Genomic DNA, 19,349 nt, shown 5'->3' on the forward strand with positions numbered 1-19,349 from the left:
CGACGTGTACGCGGCTGGGCCGGTCGACAATGTCGGCAGCGGACTGGGGTCGCCTCCCGCAGGACTTCCCTGGTCCGGGCGTCGTCGGGCATCACGCGTCCCGATCGGCAGTGCTGCGACGGAGCATGGTGACAGGTCAGGCCGGCGCAGGATCCGGAGGGCGTGACGACGGTGTCGTATCCGGGCAAAGGCCTCTGCGAAGCGGCTCACCATGGGCAAGGCTTCAGGCCGGTAGCCGGTGAAGAAGCGCATCTGCCTGCAGCACGTCCGGGCTTGCGGGAAGCCGATGTCGTGACCGAGCCGCTCCGGAAGGGCGACGACGGCCTTGCCGGTCTGCGGGAACACCGGGTTGTTGAGGCATGCGATGGACAGGCCGATGCGTACAGCTGCGTCCCCCGGCAACGGCCCGCAGCTCCGCTCACACGTCCGCAGGGGAACCGCAGTGCGAGGGCGCGAGCGGGACCTGGTGGTGCTCGGCGATGAGATCGCCGCGCAGGCCGAGACGATGAGGGAGCGGATCGCGCAGCTGACCGCGCGGCCGGACGAGCTCTGGCCCGCCGCGGAGGTCCGGATCGCCCGCAACACGCTGCTGGAGTTGCTCGATCCGCAGCCGGCCGGCGTAGATCCGGCCCGAAGCGGTGCGCCTGCACCACCGGCGAGCGGTCGGGCACGCACCACAAGTCAACGACGGGGATGCCTCGGCGCGCCGACGGCGGCGTGCAGCGGCGCGATAGGCCAGCACTCCGCCTGCGCCGCATGCGGCGAAGCGCGCCACCCGGCCGCGGCGGCGGCGCGTTCCGGGATGCCGAGGGGCGGCCGGGCTTCCAGCGGCCCGCGCGATGAGATTGCGCGGACCGCCATCGAGGCCAGGCGCTACTTCCTGAAGTGGGACGGAGTGCTGTTGGACAGCGGTGGAAACGTCGTGTCGGGATGAAGCTCGACGGTGCGGTCGTAGAGCGTTTGCTCCGACTCCCGTTGCGCCGGATCTGGCAGGCAGGCTTCTACCGGGCACACCGCTTGGCAGGCGAAGTGGTCGTAGAAGCCGACGCATTCGCTGCATTGGGCGGGGTTGATGACATAGACTTCATCGCCTTCAGCGATGGCCTCATTGGGACACTCGGGTTCGCAGGCACCGCAGTTGATGCAGTCCTCGGCGATGTGAGCGGCCATCAGGAGCCCGCGCCGAACCGGCGGGCGTGGTGCTGGCGTACGAGAGCGGCGTGCATGCGCTCCACGGCGGCGCGGTCGGGTACGTGATAGGCGCACGCGTCACGGGCGTAGTTGTCGAGCAGCAGCTTCCCGACAAGCACCTTCTTGTCCTGCTGCTGTCCGGCATGTATAGCGGTACCGTCCCGGACAGGATCGCGGACCTGGGGCTGGGTGACATCGAATGGGCCGCTGATCCGACGATCCCGCTGAGCTACTACAAGCGGCGCAGAGGCCCGGAGGGTGCCACACCTCTCCGTTACACTGTCCGGCCGCTGGAGCGTTGGCTGTCCCGCGTGGAGCCGCTGCGACGGGTTTGCCCCTGGGGGAGTTGCGCGAGGAGCTGTGGATCGCCTGGCGGCGGGGAGCCGACGTTGGGGGCGGTACTGGCGCGGCTGCAGGAGCGGGAGCGGGAGATCGGCGCGCAGGCCGAGGCGGCCCGGGGGAGGATCGCGGAGCTGACCGCGCTGCTGGACGGGTTCGACACCGCCGCCGAGGAGATCCGGATCACTCGCAAGACGCTGCTGGAGCTGCCCGATCCGCCACCACCCGTGCCGACGGCCGCGAAGCTGCCGGACCGTCCGGCCTACCAGCAGATCATGCCGGTATACGCCGCGGCCGATGCCCCGCTGCGGGCACGGGCGGTGTGTGAGGCCATGGACTTGGAGATCGCTCCCAGCAATATCGACAACGTCCGTCTCAAGCTCAAGCGGCTCGCCGAGCGGGGGATCCTGGCCGAGACCGAGCAAGGGCTGTTCACCCTGCCACGTCCGTGGCCCCACCGGCGGGCCGCAACCAGCCTGCCCAGCCCAACCGAAAGGCCAAACCGGGCATCACCTCAGGTACCGCCCTCTGAAAACGGTGCTTGAAGCACGGCAGCTGTAGTTCGTGATCTGGGTGGTGCTGTCGCTGGTCAGGGCGTTGTGTCGGCGTAGGCGTGCCAGGCGAGATGGCAGGTTCGGGCTCGGTGCTGGTGGTGTCGGCGCCAGCTGGACCAGTGCAGGACGTGCTCTGCGGCGCGCCGGGGCGGTGGCAGGACGAGTAGCCGCAGCAGCAGCCATGGGCCGATCCAGCAGAGCCTGGGCAACCGTCGCTATGGCCCTTTGGCTCGGTGCACCACGCGCCCGACGTCCTGCGACGCCGGCGCGTGCCTGGGCCGGATCGCTCCAGGACAGGTCACTTGAGGATCTCCAGCATCCGGTTCCCGAGGACCGCGGCCGAGGCCGGGTTCTGTCCGGTCACCAGGTTGCGGTCCTCGACCATGTAGGGCTCCCAGATCGGACCACGGCTGAAGTTGACCCCGACCTTCGCCTTCACGTCGGTCTCCAGCAGCCACGGCGCCCTGGAGGCCAGTCCGACGCCGTCCTCCTCCTCGTCGGTGAAGCAGGTGATGTTGTAGCCCTTGAACGGCGACTCACCGTGGATCCTGGTGGCCAGCATTGCGGCGGGACCGTGACAGACGATGAACAGCGGGTTGCCCGAGGCCAACTGCTGGGTCAGCAGCCTCCCCACGTCGGCGTCCCACGCCAGGTCCGCCATCGGACCGTGACCGCCCGGCAGGTAGACCGCGTCGTAGTCCTCCAGGCGCACGTCCGACAGCTGCAGCGGTCGACGCATCACCTCCGCGGAACGGATGATGGCCTCCAGCTCCAGGGCGCTGTCGTTTCCACCGACCATCTCGGGGCGCAGGCTCATCATGTCGACGGTCGGCGTCACACCGTTCGGCGTCGCGACGACGACCTCGTGACCGGCGTCCGTGAGGATCTTGTACGGGTTCGCGAACTCCTCGGCCCAGTAGCCGGTCGCGTGCCGTGTGCCGTCCTTCAACACCCAGTAGGTGGCTCCGCTGACGATGAAAAGCACCTTTGCCATGGGAGCAATCCCCTCTCGGACGCATGCCAGGAGCGGGTTCGGCGGGACGCCCCACGAAACCGACCCGCCCCGCCGGTTTTCTCCCCCTGCCCACGCAACCACGCTAGGCAGCTGCGCCGACCGCGCGCAACCCGGTGCTCCGTCGGCGGCCTCGGACGCGTATCGCGCCGTCGGCGGTGGCGCCCTCGGCCACGGACGCATCCGGTCACATGTCCAGGACCACGTCGGCCGGGGGCGTCGAACAGCAGATGAGCGCGCTTCCTCCGGCGGGGGGCTCCAGGGGCTGCGGGGCGTACTCGACGTGGCCGGAGAGAAGCGCGGTCTCGCAGGTGTGACAGATTCCGGTGCGGCAGGACCAGCGCACGGGCACGTCGCACGCCTCGGCGAGTCCGAGCAGCGTCCCGTAGTCGGGGTGCCAGGGGACGATCAGCCCGCTGCGCGCGAAGGCTACGGACGGCCCCGGGCGGCCGCCGGGAGGAGCGGCCGGCTGGTGCGGTGTCCGGGCGGATCCGGTCACCACACCGGGGGTGACGGCGGACGTGGCCCCGAAGACCTCGGTGTGGATCCGGGAGGACGGCAGGCCGCAGGCCTCCAGGGCTCCGGTCATGTCCCGCATGAACGCGCTCGGCCCGCAGATGTAGGCGTCGGCGTCCGGAGGCGGCTCCAGGCTGCGGATCCGCTCGGGACTGAACCGCCCGCTGACCGTGTAGTCGACACCTGGGCGGTCGACGCCGGACGGACGGCTGTAGGAGACGAACGACCGGCCTGCGGGCAGCTGGGACAGCAGTGCGCGCACTTCGCCGGCGAACGGGTGGTTCTCGCCGTCCCGGGCCGCGTGCAGCCACCACACCGCGCGCTGCGAGCGCTCCGCGGCCAGAACGTGCAGCATGGCCAGGACCGGGGTGGCACCGACACCGGCGGACAGCAGCAGGACCGGAGTGTCCGCGTCCGCGAGCAGGAACGTGCCGCGGGGAGCGGCGACATCGAGAACGTCACCCACCTTCACGTGCTGACGCAGGTAGGTGCTGGCGACGCCGTGTGGCTCCTGCTTGACACTGATGCGGTACGTCTCGGCGCCCGGTCGGCCGGAGAGCGAGTAGTTGCGGATGACCGGGGAGGCCTGTGGGCCCGGCCGCAGGCGGACCGTGAGGAACTGCCCCGGCAGAGCGGCTGTGAGCGGCGGCTCACCGTCAACTGCCGCCAGAGTGATCGAGAAGATGCTCGCGCTCTCCGGCTCGATGCGGGCGACCTCGAGCCGACGGAACCCGGGCCAGGCCGGCGGCGGGCTGCTGGTGGTCAGCCCGCGGTTTCCACCCACGGCGCCGGAGCCGCGATCCGCGTCGTCGAGCAGGGCTCGCAGCGACGTCTGCCAACCGGGGCTCAACGCGGGGATGCGCAGGGCCCGTTCGAGCTGCGGCCGGGCGTGGCCGGGCAGGTAGAGCAGCGCGTCGATCTCCGCGACGGTCATCTCCTCGGGGCCCGAGGCGATCTTCGCGATCTCGTCCCCGGCCCGTACCCGTCCCTCAGTCAGCACCCGCATGTAGAAGCCCGGACGGCGATGGGACACCAGCAGGGCGGCCATCTGCGGCTCGCCGAGCCGCAACCCCACGCGATAGCAGGTCACGCGGGGTTGGGTGACCTCGAAGACCGCACCGCCGATCTCGTAGCGGTCACCGATGCACACCTCGTCGTCGGCGAGTCCGTCCACAGTGAGGTTCTCGCCGAACTGGCCGTACGTGAAGTCGTCCCGCTTCAGGTACTCCTGCCAATGGCGATAGGAGCTCAACTGGTAGACCAGCACGGCACGCTGCTCGCCGCCGTGCCCGGCGAGGTCACCCTGCCCGTCGCCGTCCAGGTTGAGGCGGCGCGCCATCACGGGCCCGGCGGCGGGGCGCTTCCAGATGCCAGTGTGGGTGGTCATGCCGTGCCAGGGGACGTCCTTGGGCATGCCGACGTTCACGGCGATCAGAGCGTCCATGACCTGTGTTCCTCCCGCGCTCGACAGGCCGGTGTCTCCAGCGTCGTACGGTCGGCCGCCGACCGCACCCGAAGAGCTCTACGCGGCGCCGGGGCTCGGCGACACGTAGAGTGAGAGTCGGTGGGCGCCGTTGCCGCGTGTGGCCCGCCGTGAGCCGGAGACCTCCAGCGCGAGAACCTCAGCTTGGACATACCCATGAGCTCGGAGAAGAAGGTGGCAATCGTCACCGGTGCTTCACAAGGCATCGGCGCGGCCGTCGCCGACGCGTACCGCAGGCGCGGGTACGCCGTCGTCGTGACCTCCCGGTCCATTCCCTCGTCGCACGATCCGGACGTACTCGCCGTGCCCGGCGACCTGAGCCGGCCCGGTACCGGTGCGCAGATCGTCGAGCAGGCGCTGGACCGCTTCGGCCGGATCGACACGCTGGTGAACAACGCCGGCGTCTACCGGGAGAAACCATTCACCGACTACACCGACGCCGACTACGACCTGGTGACCGGCGTCAACCTGCGCGGCTTCTTCGACGTCACGCGCAGCGCCATCCCCGTGATGCTCGCGGGCGGCGACGGCGGGCACGTGCTGTGCGTGTCGACGTCGCTGGTCGACCGCGCCAACGCGCGCATACCCGCGGCGCTCGCCTCGCTGACCAAAGGCGGCCTGGTCGCGGCGACGAAGGAGCTGGCCATCGAATACGCGGCGCGCCGCATCCGCGCCAACGCCGTCTCACTCGGCGTCATCCGCACTCCGATGCACCCGGACGACCCGGGCGGCACGCTCGCCGCGCTGCACCCGCTCGGGCGGATGGGCGAGATCGACGACGTCGTCGAGGCGATCATGTACCTCGAACAGGCCTCGTTCGTCACCGGCGAGATCCTGCACGTCGACGGCGGCCAGAGCGCCGGCTTCTGAAAGTACCGGGATCGGGAGTGATCGACCTATGCGCACTCGCAAGCAGCTGACTCCGCTCGGCGCTGTCGGTGCGGGTCTGGCGGCGGGAGTGATCGGCACCGTCTGCATGGACACCGTGCGGTTCCTGCGCCAGCGCCGGGCCGGCGGCGAACACAACGCCCTGCACTGGGAGTTCGCCCCGGTCCGCACCTGGCAGGAGGCGCCGGATCCCGGGCAGCTCGGAAAGCGCCTGGCCGAGGCCTTCACCCGGCGCGAGCTGCCGGACAGCGCGGCGTTCCCCGTCAGCACGTTCATGCACTGGGCCTATGGAGTGGGCAACGCGGCCTTCTACGGCGTCGTCAGCGCCTCGCTGCGCAAGCCCCACGTCCTCTACGGGCTCCCGTACGGTGCGCTCGTGTGGCTCAGCGGATACGTGTTGCTTCCGATCGCGGGACTCTACAAACCCATCTGGACATACGACGCCAAGACGCTGCGTGATGATCTGACCACCCACCTCGCCTACGGCGTCGGCACGAGCAGCGCTTTCTGGTTGCTGAGCAGGGTTTCCGTGTTCTCACGGCAGCTGTAGTTCGTGATCTGGGTGGCGCTGGTTGGCGAGGTGGGGGCCGGGTTCGGAGATGATGATGGCTGTCGCGATCATGACGAGGCATGACCCATCGGAGAGTGGCGGCCGCTGTCACAGTAGCGCGGCGGGCAGTACCTGGAGCGGTGCGAGGGCCTGATGGGCCGGGTGGCCGACTGCTTCCCGCGGCGGGAGAGCCGCGGGACGTTCCGGGAGATGGCCCAGGGCCTGCTGATGGCGTTGGAGGACGTGAACTGCTGGACGCCGGCCGAGGCGATCGGGCATCGGGGTCCGCACCGGTTGCAGGACCTGCTCTCCCGCGCGGTCTGGGACCAGGAGCGCGTCTTGGAGCGGACGGCGGCCTGGGCCGTGGAAGTGCTGGACGACGGTGACGGTGTGCCGATCGCGGAGGAGACCGGGGACGAGAAGTCTTCCGCGGACGCGGTCGGCGCCGGCCCGCAGTACTCCGGCGCGCTGGGCGGGGTCGGGGTGTGCCAGGTCGCCGTCCACCTCACCTTCGCCACCGACCGCGGCCCCATGGTGACCGGCCGGGCTCTGTACCTGCCCAGGGACTGTGCCGGGGACGAGCAACGCCGTGAGCCGGCCGGCGCTCCCGAGGAGGTGTGCCTCGCCACCAAGCCCGAACTCGCCGCGGCCCTGCTCACGCGGGCGGTGGCCGGCGGGAAACGGGCCGCGTTCTTCGCGGCCGACGAGGTCTACGGCACCCGCCACCTGCGGCGCACCTGCCGCACCCTCGAACTCGGGTACGCGGTCGCGGTCCGCTCCCAACCACACGGAGAGACGCTCGGTCGCGCCGATGAGCGGACACGTCGTTCTGCCAGCCCGCCGAGAAAACCCATTGCGAGTGACCCGCATCGGATGTCTGATGATCGGCCACCGATCAGAGAAGGGAACATGAGTATGTCGCTGCCCATCTCCTCGTTGCACACCGCTCGCCTTCGACTGCGTGCATTCGAAGACGCGGATGCGAACGACCTCTTCGCACTGCACAGCAGCGCCTACGTGCTGCGCTACTGGGACGCGCCACCGTGGAGCGAACGCGTGCGCGCCGAGAAGTTCATCACGGCTTGCCGGCAGATGGCACAGGAGGGCACCGGGGCGCGGCTGGCCGTGGATCGTGTCTCCGACGGGGCGTTCATCGGCTGGTGCAGCCTGAACAGGTGGAATCCGGACTACCGCAGCGCTTCGCTTGGCTACTGCTTCGACGATGCAGCGTGGGGCCACGGCTACGCGACCGAGGCCGCGCGCGCTTTGCTGCGGTGGGCATTCGACACGCTGGAGCTGAATCGCGTCCAGGCTGAGACCGATACGCGCAACGTGGCATCTGCCCGCGTGCTGGAGAAGCTCGGCTTCGCGCGTGAAGGGACGTTGCGGGAGGACTGCGTAGTCAACGGCGAGGTCTCCGACTCGTGGGTCTACGGGCTGATCAGGCGGGAGTGGCGGCCGTCGTCGGAGCCGGTTCCTGCCCACTGAGTTACGTCGCTCGGCACCCGGTATCGGCCACGCCCCAAACCACTGATCACTGCGCCTCATCCACACACAACGGAGAACCGGACAAAGACTTACAGTCCGCCCTCTGATAGCCCAGCGGTCACCTGGTGGCGTGGTCGATCCAAGGTTCTCGCCAGGCATCATGCGAGGCGTCTTTGGGGTACCCGGTGTCATCTTCCTTGCAACCACTGGGATGAGGGCGTTCGGGCTGTTCTGAGTTCCGGCGGCAGCCGGCCCTCTGCCGGTCACCGGACAGGGTTGAAATGCCTGGTTCAGGCTGTGTCGTCCCGGTCTTGTTCGATGGCGGCGAGTCGGTTCTTGAGGCGGTAGCTGGGGCCGTTGACGGAGATGACTCCGCGGTGGTGGAGGAGACGGTCGAGGATTGCGGTGGCGAGGACCTCGTCCCCGAACGCCTGCCCCCACTCACCGAAAGTTTTGCTCGAAGTCAGAATGATCGAGCCCCTTTTGTGGCGCTTCGAGATCACCTGGAAGACCGGGTTGGCACTCGCCCAGGGCGAGGGGCTGGTAGCCGACCTCGTTCAGAACGAGGACGGCCGGCCGGAGGTGGCTGCCGAGTCTGCTGGTCAGGCGCCCTGCGGATTTGGTGGTGCTGAGGTCGCGGACCACCTCGTCGAGGCTGGTGAAGTAGAACAGCCGGCCCGGCAGGCCGCGACCGCGAGAGCCACGGCGATGTCAGCGCGTCCCCTTATCTTGTCCCGGTGATACGGAAAGTGGTCGACAAGCTGGCCGTCGAGGCGGCAGTCGTTGATAGCCGGCGGGCGGTGGCGGAGTTCGACGGAGCCCGGCAGTGGCTGGCCTCTGCCAGGCAGGGGCCGATGGAGCCGCTTGCAGCCGAGGTCTGGCTGTTTGACGAGGACCTTGCTCGGGTGGTGTTGGTGAAGCACCGTTGGCGGGGCTGGGTTCCGCCGGGTGGGAAGGTCGAGGCCGGAGAGACGCCGCGAGAGGGCGCGAGCCGGGAACTCTTCGAAGAAGTGGGCCTTCAGCCGGAGTTGCTGTCTGAGCCGGCGGCAGTCGCGGTTCGTTCGTTTCACCCGGATTGGCCGGTCACGTTGGGGTTGTCGTATGCCGCAGTCGTTGATGTGGCCACCCCGCTTGTCGCGGAGGCCGGGCAGCCGGCGGCCTGGATGCGTTTGGACGAGGGCTGGGAGAGCTGCTGTCCCGATGACGTGGTCCGAATCCGTCAGCACGCGGATTGGATGGCTGGTCAGGTGGGCCGTCTCTGAGGGGTCGGCGTGGGTCCGCCGCGACGGGCGAGTTCGCGTCGGAGGTCGAGGTTCTCGCCGTGGGCCTGTTCGAGGGCGTCCCGCAGGGGGCTTTGCCCCGGTGGTCAGACGCGCGTGCAGGTGGGCATGGTCGCCGGACGCGGGGCCGTGGCAGAACTCATCCCAGCCCATCGCCTCGGCCTCACCGGGGCGGCGTACTTTGAGCTGGGTGACCACGTCGGCGTCGTAGTCGTGTTTCTGCAGGAACCGGGAGATGACGACCGCGCTGTTGATCAGTGGGGGAAGCAGCTGCAGCACCGTGGAGACGTTCACGCCGAACCGGTCGCCGCCGTCGGCGAGTCGTCGATCTCGTGCGCGAAGGCCTTCTCACCGATTGTGCCGTGCTGGTACAGGCGGGCCTTGTCCACCGTCTCCAACCCCCTTGGCCCACAAGGCCTCAGGGGGGGGGCACGAACGCTGTCCCCTATCAAACGATCTGACCCAGGGCCGGGCCACTGACATGCGGTGACCATTTCACCCGGTGGGCAGGGTCATGCTCTCCTCGCGTTCGGTCCGGGGCGCCGTGTTCCCCCGGAGAAGCCATGAGGATCAGGTCTCGGAGGTGTCGCTGTCCGCCTGCCGGCCCCAGGCGGCGCAGCAGCAGTTCGGCACGGATGAGCGTGGCGACGAAGGTGACCGTGCCGATGAGCACGACCGACCAGGCGATGGCCTGCCACGTCGATTCGGCACGGAACACGTGCGGGGTGAACGCCGCCATCAGGATGGCGAGCACACCGAGCCCGCAGCGCCAGACGAATATCCTCACGGTTCACGGTCTCCTTCGGATGCGGTCAGGGCGGGTCCGTCCGTCCGGCGCAGGGTGTCGAGCCATCGCGTTCACCTGGAAACGGCGGGCGATCACCACCTGAACCCGGCCCAGGGTCCACCGCTGATCTTCCGCTGATCTTCGAAGCCATGGGCGGCCGGGCCCCTGCCCAGTTCCTCCTCCAGCACTGCAGACTGGGCAACCGAGATCCTCGGCACCTTCGCCGACCCAGCGGAACGCAGGGCCTCCGGACCACCCTCCCGCCGAGCCCGGCGCCGGCGTTCCACCGAACGCTCGCTCACCCGCAACTCTTTCGCGATCACCGCGGTCTTCCCACCCGCCGCGAACCGCGCGCCGGCTTCCAGCCGCACCTGTTCATGAAACGCCCGCCGCTCAGCAGTCAGGCCCCCACTCTCCGCATGCCGCATCTCACCGGCATGCCGCAGGGATCACCAACAGTCACCACCCGACGACAAAGAGAGAACCTCAGCAGCAAAGCCCTACTCGAGGATGCCGGTGGCGCGGCCGGTCTCACGCACCCTGCCCCGTCCGCCCATTCGCGAGACCTCTAACATCATGTGGCGTTTCGTCGTCGGACGCCGATGCCTGCCTGGCCGTGTCCGCCGCCCAACGCCCACGACGTCCGCCGCACAGCGATGGAGTCGGGTATCAAGCAGCCGAGGAGAGGAACGTTCATGCGCGCTCGGAGCATCGGCGCAGCCGCCGCAACAGCATTGGCGCTGGTGGCTGCCCGCGACCTCGTCCAGAAGAAGCACGCACTGCTCAGAAACTTCCCCGTGATCGGGCACGCCCGGTACCTGTTGGAGACGATCGGGCCGGAACTGCGCCAGTACGTAGTGACGTCCAACGAGGAAGAGCGCCCGTTCAGCCGTGACCAGCGCACCTGGATCTATGCGTCGGCGAAGGAAGAGAACAACTACTTCGGGTTCGGAACCGACGTAGACGTCGAGCACGTGCAAGGGCACGCGTACGTGAAGCAGCGGACGTTCGCCGGCACGCTGCCCGATCTGCACGACCCGCAGGCCCCGCTGCCCTCGGCCAAGGTGCTGGGCGGCCCGCGCGGGCGCGCCAAGGCGTTCCGGCCGGCAAGCGTCGTGAACATCTCGGCGATGAGTTTCGGATCGCTGTCCGGCGCGGCCGTCACGGCGCTCAACAAGGGCGCGGCGCTGGCCGGCGCGATGCAGAACACGGGTGAGGGCGGCCTCTCGCAGTACCACCGCAACGGCGGTGACCTCGTCCTCCAGATCGGGACGTCGTACTTCGGTTGCCGCAACGAGGACGGCACCTTCAACCTCGACAAGCTCAAGGACGTGGTCACAGGCGCCCCGGTCAAGGCAATAGAGATCAAGCTCTCCCAGGGCGCCAAGCCGGGGCTCGGCGGGATGCTGCCGGGCGCGAAGGTGACCCCCGAGATCGCCAGGATCCGCGGCATCCCGGCCGGCAAGGACTGCGCCTCCCCTTCCCGGCACACCGCGTTCCACGACGTCGACTCGATGCTCGACTTCGTGGAGCTGCTCGCTGCCGAGACGGGTCTGCCGGTCGGGATCAAGAGCGCTGTGGGGGAGATGAGCTTCTGGCAGGAGCTGGCCACGCTGATGGCTCGTGGTGATCGCGGGGTCGACTTCGTGACCATCGACGGAGGCGAGGGTGGCACCGGGGCGGCTCCCCTGATCTTCACCGACTCGGTGTCGCTGCCGTTCCGGATGGGCTTCTCCCGCGTCTACAGCACGTTCGCCGAGCGAGGTCTGACCGACGACCTCACCTTCATCGGCTCCGGCAAGCTCGGCCTGCCCGAGAACGCCGCCGTCGCCTTCGCCCTGGGTGTCGACATGATCAACGTCGCCCGCGAGGCAATGCTGTCCATCGGCTGCATCCAGGCGCAGAAATGCCACACCGACAAGTGCCCCACCGGCATCGCCACCCAGGACCCGTGGCTGGTGCGCGGCGTCGATGCGCCCTCGAAGGCCATTCGGGCCGCTGTCTACCTGCGCACCCTGCGTAGGGAACTGCTGAAGGTCTCGGGAGCTGTCGGCGTCGCCCACCCGGCACTCATCACCACCAACGACATCGAGATCATGAACGGCGACTACGACGCCCGCACCCTGGCGAGCGTCTATGGCTACAAGGACGGCTGGGGCGAACTCGGCCCGGAGCTTGCCCAGGAGATCACCACGCTGCTCACCACCAAACCGACCCCTCTCCAGAAGCCTGCCGGCTGACGCGTGACGAGTTGCCGGTGCCTGATCCGCGAGGTCGGGCGGTACGGGGCGGTCGGCCGGCTTCGCGAACCGCGGCGCACACCGTGGCGGATCGGCGCCGCCCTCGGTGAGGCCGAGGCGGCCGAGTGCTGGTACCAGCAGACCGGGATCCCTATGGGCCGCACGTTGACCCCGGAAGCCCTCGTCAGACATTCCTGAACACCCGCAGGACGGTGGCGTGCTGGCGTCGCCGACCTCGATCAGGATCCTGGCTCCGGTCCTGAGCCGACTCCCGGCATGGACGCCAGGACCTTCGGAAGAGGATGGGCCTCCGGGAGTTCCTCGATCCGCCCGGCCAGCAGCTTGGCCTGCAGCGTGCGGGGGCATCGCGCGGGACGCAGCCGCGATGATGAACGCGTCCTCTGCGTCCGTCTTGGCCTCGCCGGGGTAGAGGTCATGCCGGACCCGAGGGCCGGAGGCCCTATTGCGGAACCACGAAAACGGTAACTGCGACAGTCGACCTGCGGCCCGGGTCGATGAACTGCGTGATACCGAAGTCGTGGGCGAGCATCGCTGCCGTCTCGTGTGCGTACAGGCGGTTGATCTGTACGGCGTCCTCGAACCAGGGTGCTTCGAGGAGGACGAGCCTGCCCAGCTGCCGATCCGCGGGGAGGTGGTGCCTGCCGCCGAGCAGCCAGTCCGTGAGCTTTGCGACGGACGGTGCGGTGACAGGAGCCCGACCACGTGCCGTGACAGCCGAGGTGAGCGTGCCCATCGTGAGCCTCCCCGGGGAGGGGCTCCAGGACGATGTCCAGGCGCGTGGTGGTGTTGGGGACGAAGCTGCGCACCGGGGCGCGGCTGTCGCTGCCGACAGGACGTGCGCGGGGGTAGCGGACGAAGAGCTTGGCGAGGGCGATCTCGCCCTCGACGCGCGCCACGGGTGCCCCGAGGCACATGTGGGCGCCGTATCCGAAGGCGAGGTGCTCTCTCTTCACGCGCAGCAGGAGGAACCGGCCGGCGTCCGGCATGTACCCTCCGGGGTGACGGCCGACCGCGCTGTAGCAGGCGAGGATCGGGTCACCGGTGGTGATGACGGTGCCGTCGGGGAGAGCGATGTCGTCGATGGGGTACCGCATCGGCAGGTCCGCGATGGGAGCGTCACGGCGGAGTGTTTCTTCGACAACATCGCTCCAAACGGCGCGGCCCGCGCGGACGTGGCCGAGTTCATCGGGGTGGGGCGGTGGTGCTGTTCGGCGAGGTGGTCGAGCCGGACGCTGTTGAGGAGGGTCTGGGTAGTTCTTTCGGTGGCGCCGAGGATCGCGGTGATCGCGGCTTGGCGGATCAGCCGGGTCAGGATCCCGATCCGGCCCGCGGCGCGCTGATGGAGACAGGCGGCGTGGCGGGGGAGAGGGTACCGGGCCGGTCTGCGTTCAGGGCGAGGGGGTTTCAAGGCCCGTGATGAGTTCCTTGAAGGGCTCGTGTGTCCCGCGCCGGGCGGGCAGCGGCCCGCACTCGATGAGTCCACCCCGACCTCGCCGTCCGACTCGACACCCTCGTGAGCTCCAGAGCTGCCAACCCCGACTGACCGCCGATGGCCAGCGACATCCCAGGACCCCTGGACGGGGAATGGCACAACGTCAGAAGACCGTCACGTCGTCAGTCGTCGAGCGCAACGCGCTCGCCGTCAAGGCCGAACGCCGTCCGAGCGCCGAGCGAGGACACCAAGACCGTGACCGCGGAACAGCCCGAGGTCTACCCACCGCCGTTCGGCCGGGCATGGCCGGATCCGTCAGCGGCCTGTTTCCCCGGCCCGCTCCGTGCGGGAGGCTGTGGCGACCACGGACGGCGGCCCGGCCGGCAGAACGGAGCATGTGATGGCCGAGGTACGGGAAGACGACGCGGGGGAGCCCGCGCAGCGCACGATGACCCCGTTCGACGACATCTACGACCAGGCCGATCCCCGCGCCTTCTTCCGCGAACTTGGCGCGTTCGGCTACCGGACACCGCATCACGCCCAGCGCATTTTCCGCCGCCTGGCAGCACTACGGCTGCGGGCCCCGGGCGAAGCGGTGCTGGACCTGTGCTGTTCGTACGGCATCAACGCAGCCCTGCTCAACCACGAGCTGACCCTGGACGACTTGTACGCCCACTACACGTCGCCGCAGGCGGTGGCCATGACCGCGGAGGAACTGGCCGAGCACGACAGGTCCTTCTTCCGCGCCCGTCGCAGACGGGACGCCGTCCCGGTGATCGGCCTCGACATAGCGCCCAACGCCATCGCCTACGCACGAGCGGTCGGCTTGCTCGACGCCGGGTTCGCCGAGAACCTGGAGACCGCCCGGCCGACCCGGGACCTGCTGGACGCGGCCCGGAGAATCCGACTCATCACCGTCACTGGTGGTGCCAGTTTCCTGTCCCGGGCCACATTCCAGCCACTCCTGGACAGCGCCCGCACACTGCCGTGGGTTGCCGCCTTCGTCCTGCGTACCGGTTCCTACGCGCCCATCGCCGAGCACCTGGCCGGTCACGGCCTGACCACCGAGGCGTACGCCGGGCGCACCTTCGTCCAACGCCGCTTCACCGGCGCTGCCGAGCAGCAGTACGCCATCGACGCGGTGACCGCCCATGGGCAGGACCCGGACGGCAAGGAATCGGCGGGCCACTTCCACACCGCACTGCATCTCGCGCGTCCCGCAGCCGATGTCGGCACGCCTTCGCTCGGCGAACTGGTCGCCGGTGAATGACTTTGCAGGGCGTGAGGCCCGGTCCCTCGGATCGTGTCCCATGGGCGGTCGAGGCTCCGCTCGTCCTTGGGAGCACCCGCTCCGACAATCGATAGAACCCAAGAGGGACGCAGTACGGCCGGGGCCGACTCGCACCCCGGGCCGCGCCCGGCGCAAGGTCAAGAAGGCCCGCTGCGGCATGCACCGGGGGCGGTCCGCTGCCTCGCCTACGGCTGGGCACTCCCGCTCGGCCATACCCTGCGTGAACGGCTGCACGGGCTCGCCCGGCGTCACGCCGCCTCCGTTACCTTCGCCGTCGCCCGCGCCTTGGCCCTGCCCACCTCGGCCGTACCGTTCAAGCCGAAGAGCGCCCTCCTGCGGCCAACCGGTGGGCCGTCGCCAGCATGTCTGCGGACAGCCGACCGGGCACTGCAACGGGCACGCCGAGCTCGTCAGGATCCAGCGTGGCCGGGGCGCTCCGCGTCAGGTCCGCGAAGAGTGAGCGCGCGTCTCACGGCTGATGGGCATGCCCCGGATGGTGACGAGAAGTTGTCAAAACTTGTGGATCTGAGCTCTTCGGCCTCGCCCTTCGCGAGGCAGAGCAGAGCGTGGGCGTACCCCGCCCGGCTTCACGTCGGGCGCTGGCCGACATGAAGCCGGGTGGTGATCCCGAGTGCTGCACGGGCATACAGGTGAGGACCACGCCGATTGCGAGAGGTCGGCTTCCCTCCGCAGCGCGGCAGGACCTCCATGATCCGCCAGCTCGTCCTTCGGGCCCCGGCACTCGTCATTGCGAAGGCCCTCGGCCATCACGACAAGACGGCTACCGGTTGGTCACCGAAGCCAGCGGAACTTGGAGCCGATATGCCCCCGGCGACCACACACGCTGAGCGGGGCGAGGCGGTGCTCTGACGGGCCGACCTCCCGGGATCGGCGCGGTGTCAGTACCGGGTGGCATGCTCTGGCGCCATGAACAAACAGCAGTTCTGGCAGCTCGTCGAGGCAGCTCGCAACCAGGTGTCCAACCCGAAGGAAGGAGAGAAGGTTGCCCGCCGGGCAACCTCGCTGCTGGCCGCACAACCGGCCGAGGAGATCGTTGCCGCTCAGCAGGTGTTGTGGGACCTGATGGCCGACTCCTACACGAATCCTCTGTGGGCCGCTGCGTACGTGATCAACGGCGGATGCTCCGACGACGGCTTCGACTACTTCCGCGGTTGGTTGATCGTGCAGGGACGCGAGGTCTTCGAGCGCATGGTCGCTGACCCCGATGCCCTCGCGGAAGTTCCTGTCGTGCGAGCTTCAGCAGCCGACGGAATCGATCTCGATTGTGAGGAGACGCTGAGCATCGTCTGGGACGCACACATCACAGCGACCGGCAAGCAACTCCCTGACGACGCGTTCACCATCCGATACCCGGAGCTGGACCTCGCTTGGGGCTTCGACTTCGACGACCGAGGCGAAATGACTCGCCGTCTGCCACGCTTGGCAGCTCTCTACCTTGAGTAAGCGGAACTCGCGGTCACGATGCGCGGTCGAACAGCGGAGGCAAGGTTTCCAAGGATCACGATCTGTCACACCCTCAGGACAAGAACCCGCCTCCACTGACGTATACGCGACGCATCAACATGAGACCTCACGAGTCCCGAGGCCGCTGTCACCGCGAGCTGGCAGAAGGGATTGCCTCATGCCCGTCCCCAACCGTCCCGCAGCGCACGTACGGTAGCCGTACGACCCGCCAGGAGGCGCCGATGAGCGCGCAGCCCGAAGAAGCCCCGCCCCGCCGGCCCCCGGCCGTCGCCGCCCAACTGCTCGCTCAGTTGCTGACCGACCGCCGCGCCGGTGCACGGGTGCCGCGTTCGAGCAGGACTGGGCGCGTGCCCTGGACGACGCCAGGCACAGTTACAGCCTCGCCCCGCTGCACGCTGTCGTGGATGCCTGGCGGGCCCGGCTCGCCGCCGCTGCGGATGTGGAGGCGTTCCTCGCTGGAGGGTGCGACGACTCCGACGGCATCGACCTGGATCAGGTTCTCGGGGCGAGTCCGTGCGTGACCGGCCGTCCTGAAGGAATCGAGCATGCTGCTTCTCGCCAGTCAGAACGACCCCGTGACTCATTGCCGGCGCCTCTCCCGTGCGAGGCGCTTCTCAACCCTCTGAACGGAGGGTCGGTTGCGCTCTCCGCCAGAAGGCGGGCTCGTCGTGCCGAAGGCCGCGGGGGCCGTCCAGCCACGCAGCGTGGCGAGGATCGTCGATCGGAATGCGGATTCTGCTGTGGGGGCGTCGAAGGCCCCGGCGAGTTCGAGTGTCACAAGCCCATGCAGGCTCACCCAGAGCGAGACGGCGATCGCCGTCGCTTCGCCGTCGAGGACGGACTCAGTCACGGCGCGCCCGATCGCCGCGATGAGCGGCCGGACGGGGTCACCGGCACCGACCGCTCCTGACGGCTTGAAGGATTGCACTCCACCGAACAGCACTGAGTACAGGTGGCTGTGTTCGCGTCCCCAGCGTCGATATGCGGCGGCCAGTGCGTAGATGTCGGCGAGGGGATCCTCGGAGGTCGGCACCGCCGTCAGGGCCTGGAACAGGCCGGCGACGGCTCTGTCGCGTACTGCTGCGATCAGTCCTTCCTTATCGCCGAACAGGGAGTACACCGCCGCCGTTGACGTCTCGGCGGCAGTGGCCACGGCGCGGACTGTGACCGACTCCTGCGGACGGGTGGCGAGCAGCTCGGTCGCGCACTTCACGAGTCGCTCTTTGACGGTCGCGTCGTTTGTTCTCGGCCTACCCATGACGAGAAGCCTACCTCATTTGGTAACGTCGTTTTGAAACAGTGTTCTGAAACTTTGGAGGCCGTCGTGCCCACGTTCGCCATACGCCTTGCTCACTTCACCGGACGCTTGGTGCCGGCCCTGGCCGCCGTCGCGACGCTGGTCGTCGTCTTTCTCGTTACGATCGTCCTCACGGACGGGGCGGGCTCGGGGTTCGGCGCATGGTTGACGACCCTTGGAGCCGGGGCTGTCGCCGCACTGTGGCGGGGCCGGCGTCGTACTCGGGCGGCGCGGCTCGTGCCGTTCCTGCCAGTGGTCGTCGCGGCGGTGTTGACAGCGTCGGTCTGCATCCCGACCGTGCCCACGGCCCGGCGTTACCCGCCTGCCCTGCCATTCGTGGCCACACAGCACTGGAGCCTGGCCACAGGCAGCCAGGTCGCGGTGTATCACTACCCGCCTGCGAACGCCGGCACCCGACACCCCATTCCGTTCGTGTACCTCAACGGCGGACCAGTTCGCGGCATCTCGGTTCTCGACCACCGGTTCCTGCAGTTCCTGGCGCGACAGGGCTACGACGTCTACGCCTACGAACAGGCCGGCGGTGGACGAAGCGACCTGCTCCCCATGGACCAGTACACGATCTCCAGGTCGGTGCGCGACCTTGCCGCTTTCGTCGACCGCCTGGACAAGGGCAGGGTCGACATCCTCGGATTCTCCTCAGGCGCAGTCGTGCTCACACGAGCCCTGGCCGACCCGCGCGTCGCTGCACGCTTGCACCGGACGATCATCGCCGAGCCCGGCCCGATGGACGGCCCCACCGCGCACATCACCGGGCACAAGGGCCAGCTATCCGCGCGCGGCCTCGCGCCGGCCGTGACCGGACCGCGCTCGACGCGCATCCCGCGGTACGCCGCCGCATTCGGCCTCATGCGACTCGGACTCCTCACCCCCGACACCGGGCTGATCGGACAGGCCGAAGGCGACAACGCGTTCACCGCCGCCGACCTCGGCAGCGACACCGCATCCGGCTACTGCGCGCGCGACGCGCACCGCATCCCGATTGAGGACACGGCACAGAACTTCTCCTTCAGCCCCGCCGCCAGCCTCCGCGTCCAGCAGACGGTCAAGGACTCACCCTCCATCGCTCCGCAACTGAAGCGCTCCCAGACCCCCGCGATGCTGATGATCGCCGAGTGCTCCTCCCAGGTCCGTCAATGGGCGACCGCCGTCCTTGCCGATGATTCCGCCATCCAGCGCACGCAGTACATGCCTGGAGTCGGACATCACATGTGGAACGGCCTTGACGACAACAACGACCGAGCCGCCGCCGTCATCACCGCATTCCTTCAGGACAAGCCCGCACCCCTGCCGAACTACCCGGCCCGCGACGAGATCCCCGCCTTCCTGCGCGACCACAAGTGAAGACCCTGCAGCCCGTCTCCGGCATGCCGGGCCAACGCTCGAAGCCGCCTGGCCCTGCGTCACGTACGGCCGCAGAGTGCTCGCCAAAGGGATGACCTCTTTGGGAGTTCTAACGAAATGATCTTTGAGACGC

General features: G+C 68.7%; 18 protein-coding genes and 5 pseudogenes. 12 read left to right on the forward strand and 11 right to left on the reverse strand.

Annotation, left to right across the window (positions count from 1 at the left end):
* Positions 1 to 243: 243 nt before the first annotated feature.
* Positions 244 to 345 (reverse strand): annotated as a pseudogene (locus tag ACFV8T_RS34680) ((Fe-S)-binding protein); the annotation flags it as partial.
* 31 nt (positions 346 to 376) lie between these two features.
* On the opposite strand from ACFV8T_RS34680, the gene ACFV8T_RS34685 reads away from it, so the two are divergent.
* Positions 377 to 934 (forward strand): hypothetical protein, encoded by a 558-nt coding sequence (locus tag ACFV8T_RS34685; protein WP_385335355.1) that lies wholly within the window; start codon positions 377 to 379, stop codon positions 932 to 934.
* Here the strand turns inward: ACFV8T_RS34685 and ACFV8T_RS34690 are convergent.
* A complete protein-coding gene (locus ACFV8T_RS34690) occupies positions 874 to 1,170 on the reverse strand; it encodes a YfhL family 4Fe-4S dicluster ferredoxin (RefSeq protein ID WP_385335357.1) in 297 nt (98 codons plus the stop codon). The genes ACFV8T_RS34685 and ACFV8T_RS34690 overlap by 61 nt on opposite strands.
* On the reverse strand, positions 1,170 to 1,310 hold the full coding sequence (locus ACFV8T_RS34695; protein WP_385335359.1) for a hypothetical protein: 141 nt from the start codon (positions 1,308 to 1,310) through the stop codon (positions 1,170 to 1,172). The genes ACFV8T_RS34690 and ACFV8T_RS34695 overlap by 1 nt, the downstream gene beginning before the upstream one ends.
* A 270-nt stretch (positions 1,311 to 1,580) precedes the next feature.
* Between ACFV8T_RS34695 and ACFV8T_RS34700 the strand changes: the two genes are divergently transcribed.
* Positions 1,581 to 2,075 carry a hypothetical protein gene (locus ACFV8T_RS34700; RefSeq protein WP_385335361.1) on the forward strand — a complete coding sequence of 165 codons (495 nt, stop codon included), beginning with the start codon at positions 1,581 to 1,583 and terminating at the stop codon, positions 2,073 to 2,075.
* Between the two features lie 307 nt (positions 2,076 to 2,382).
* On the opposite strand, the gene ACFV8T_RS34705 is transcribed toward ACFV8T_RS34700, so the two are convergent.
* Together ACFV8T_RS34705 and ACFV8T_RS34710 are read right to left on the reverse strand one after the other, a co-directional pair.
* Complete coding sequence (locus tag ACFV8T_RS34705) at positions 2,383 to 3,078, reverse strand: type 1 glutamine amidotransferase domain-containing protein (protein ID WP_266744792.1); 696 nt, start codon at positions 3,076 to 3,078, stop codon at positions 2,383 to 2,385.
* Positions 3,079 to 3,283: 205 nt separating this feature from the next.
* Positions 3,284 to 5,056, reverse strand: coding sequence for an MOSC domain-containing protein (locus ACFV8T_RS34710; protein ID WP_385335363.1), 1,773 nt, complete (start codon positions 5,054 to 5,056; stop codon positions 3,284 to 3,286).
* Between the two features lie 195 nt (positions 5,057 to 5,251).
* On the opposite strand from ACFV8T_RS34710, the gene ACFV8T_RS34715 reads away from it, so the two are divergent.
* The 4 genes and pseudogenes from ACFV8T_RS34715 to ACFV8T_RS34730 all read left to right on the forward strand — a co-directional run bounded on the left by ACFV8T_RS34715 (position 5,252) and on the right by ACFV8T_RS34730 (position 8,021).
* A complete protein-coding gene (locus tag ACFV8T_RS34715; RefSeq protein ID WP_385335365.1) occupies positions 5,252 to 5,965 on the forward strand; it encodes an SDR family NAD(P)-dependent oxidoreductase in 714 nt (237 codons plus the stop codon).
* A gap of 28 nt (positions 5,966 to 5,993) precedes the next feature.
* Entirely contained in the window at positions 5,994 to 6,533 is a 540-nt protein-coding gene (locus ACFV8T_RS34720) for a hypothetical protein (RefSeq protein ID WP_385335367.1), read from the forward strand.
* A gap of 210 nt (positions 6,534 to 6,743) precedes the next feature.
* A pseudogene (locus ACFV8T_RS34725) lies at positions 6,744 to 7,343 on the forward strand (transposase); the annotation flags it as partial.
* Between the two features lie 105 nt (positions 7,344 to 7,448).
* A complete protein-coding gene (locus ACFV8T_RS34730; protein WP_385335510.1) occupies positions 7,449 to 8,021 on the forward strand; it encodes a GNAT family N-acetyltransferase in 573 nt (190 codons plus the stop codon).
* A 290-nt stretch (positions 8,022 to 8,311) separates the two neighbouring features.
* Here ACFV8T_RS34730 and ACFV8T_RS34735 read toward each other — a convergent pair.
* A pseudogene (locus ACFV8T_RS34735) lies at positions 8,312 to 8,743 on the reverse strand (ATP-binding protein); the annotation flags it as partial.
* A 27-nt stretch (positions 8,744 to 8,770) separates the two neighbouring features.
* On the opposite strand from ACFV8T_RS34735, the gene ACFV8T_RS34740 reads away from it, so the two are divergent.
* Positions 8,771 to 9,283 (forward strand): NUDIX domain-containing protein, encoded by a 513-nt coding sequence (locus ACFV8T_RS34740; RefSeq protein ID WP_385335369.1) that lies wholly within the window; start codon positions 8,771 to 8,773, stop codon positions 9,281 to 9,283.
* A gap of 466 nt (positions 9,284 to 9,749) precedes the next feature.
* Here the strand turns inward: ACFV8T_RS34740 and ACFV8T_RS34745 are convergent, their stop codons facing one another.
* A complete protein-coding gene (locus ACFV8T_RS34745; protein WP_385335371.1) occupies positions 9,750 to 10,088 on the reverse strand; it encodes a hypothetical protein in 339 nt (112 codons plus the stop codon).
* A gap of 92 nt (positions 10,089 to 10,180) precedes the next feature.
* Positions 10,181 to 10,516, reverse strand: coding sequence for a helix-turn-helix domain-containing protein (locus ACFV8T_RS34750; protein ID WP_385335373.1), 336 nt, complete (start codon positions 10,514 to 10,516; stop codon positions 10,181 to 10,183).
* A 267-nt stretch (positions 10,517 to 10,783) separates the two neighbouring features.
* Between ACFV8T_RS34750 and ACFV8T_RS34755 the strand changes: the two genes are divergently transcribed.
* Positions 10,784 to 12,328 carry an FMN-binding glutamate synthase family protein gene (locus ACFV8T_RS34755; protein ID WP_385335375.1) on the forward strand — a complete coding sequence of 515 codons (1,545 nt, stop codon included), beginning with the start codon at positions 10,784 to 10,786 and terminating at the stop codon, positions 12,326 to 12,328.
* 460 nt (positions 12,329 to 12,788) lie between these two features.
* Here ACFV8T_RS34755 and ACFV8T_RS34760 read toward each other — a convergent pair whose 3' ends face one another.
* Together ACFV8T_RS34760 and ACFV8T_RS34765 are read right to left on the reverse strand one after the other, a co-directional pair.
* Positions 12,789 to 13,082 carry an SAM-dependent methyltransferase gene (locus ACFV8T_RS34760; RefSeq protein ID WP_385335377.1) on the reverse strand — a complete coding sequence of 98 codons (294 nt, stop codon included), beginning with the start codon at positions 13,080 to 13,082 and terminating at the stop codon, positions 12,789 to 12,791.
* 172 nt (positions 13,083 to 13,254) lie between these two features.
* Positions 13,255 to 13,443 (reverse strand): annotated as a pseudogene (locus ACFV8T_RS34765) (cytochrome P450); the annotation flags it as partial.
* A 738-nt stretch (positions 13,444 to 14,181) separates the two neighbouring features.
* Here ACFV8T_RS34765 and ACFV8T_RS34770 point away from each other — a divergent pair.
* From ACFV8T_RS34770 to ACFV8T_RS34780, 3 genes and pseudogenes are all read left to right on the forward strand, one after another.
* Positions 14,182 to 15,051, forward strand: coding sequence for a hypothetical protein (locus ACFV8T_RS34770; protein WP_385335379.1), 870 nt, complete (start codon positions 14,182 to 14,184; stop codon positions 15,049 to 15,051).
* Positions 15,052 to 15,999: 948 nt separating this feature from the next.
* Complete coding sequence (locus ACFV8T_RS34775; RefSeq protein ID WP_385335381.1) at positions 16,000 to 16,536, forward strand: DUF4240 domain-containing protein; 537 nt, start codon at positions 16,000 to 16,002, stop codon at positions 16,534 to 16,536.
* Between the two features lie 373 nt (positions 16,537 to 16,909).
* Positions 16,910 to 16,996: pseudogene (locus ACFV8T_RS34780) on the forward strand (DUF6247 family protein); the annotation flags it as partial.
* Between the two features lie 141 nt (positions 16,997 to 17,137).
* Here the strand turns inward: ACFV8T_RS34780 and ACFV8T_RS34785 are convergent.
* Positions 17,138 to 17,815, reverse strand: coding sequence for a TetR-like C-terminal domain-containing protein (locus tag ACFV8T_RS34785; RefSeq protein WP_385335383.1), 678 nt, complete (start codon positions 17,813 to 17,815; stop codon positions 17,138 to 17,140).
* 54 nt (positions 17,816 to 17,869) lie between these two features.
* On the opposite strand from ACFV8T_RS34785, the gene ACFV8T_RS34790 reads away from it, so the two are divergent.
* A complete protein-coding gene (locus tag ACFV8T_RS34790; RefSeq protein ID WP_385335385.1) occupies positions 17,870 to 19,216 on the forward strand; it encodes an alpha/beta hydrolase in 1,347 nt (448 codons plus the stop codon).
* The last annotated feature ends 133 nt before the right edge of the window (positions 19,217 to 19,349 follow it).

The organism is Streptomyces sp. NPDC059832, assembly GCF_042731715.1.
Classification (GTDB): domain Bacteria; phylum Actinomycetota; class Actinomycetes; order Streptomycetales; family Streptomycetaceae; genus Streptomyces.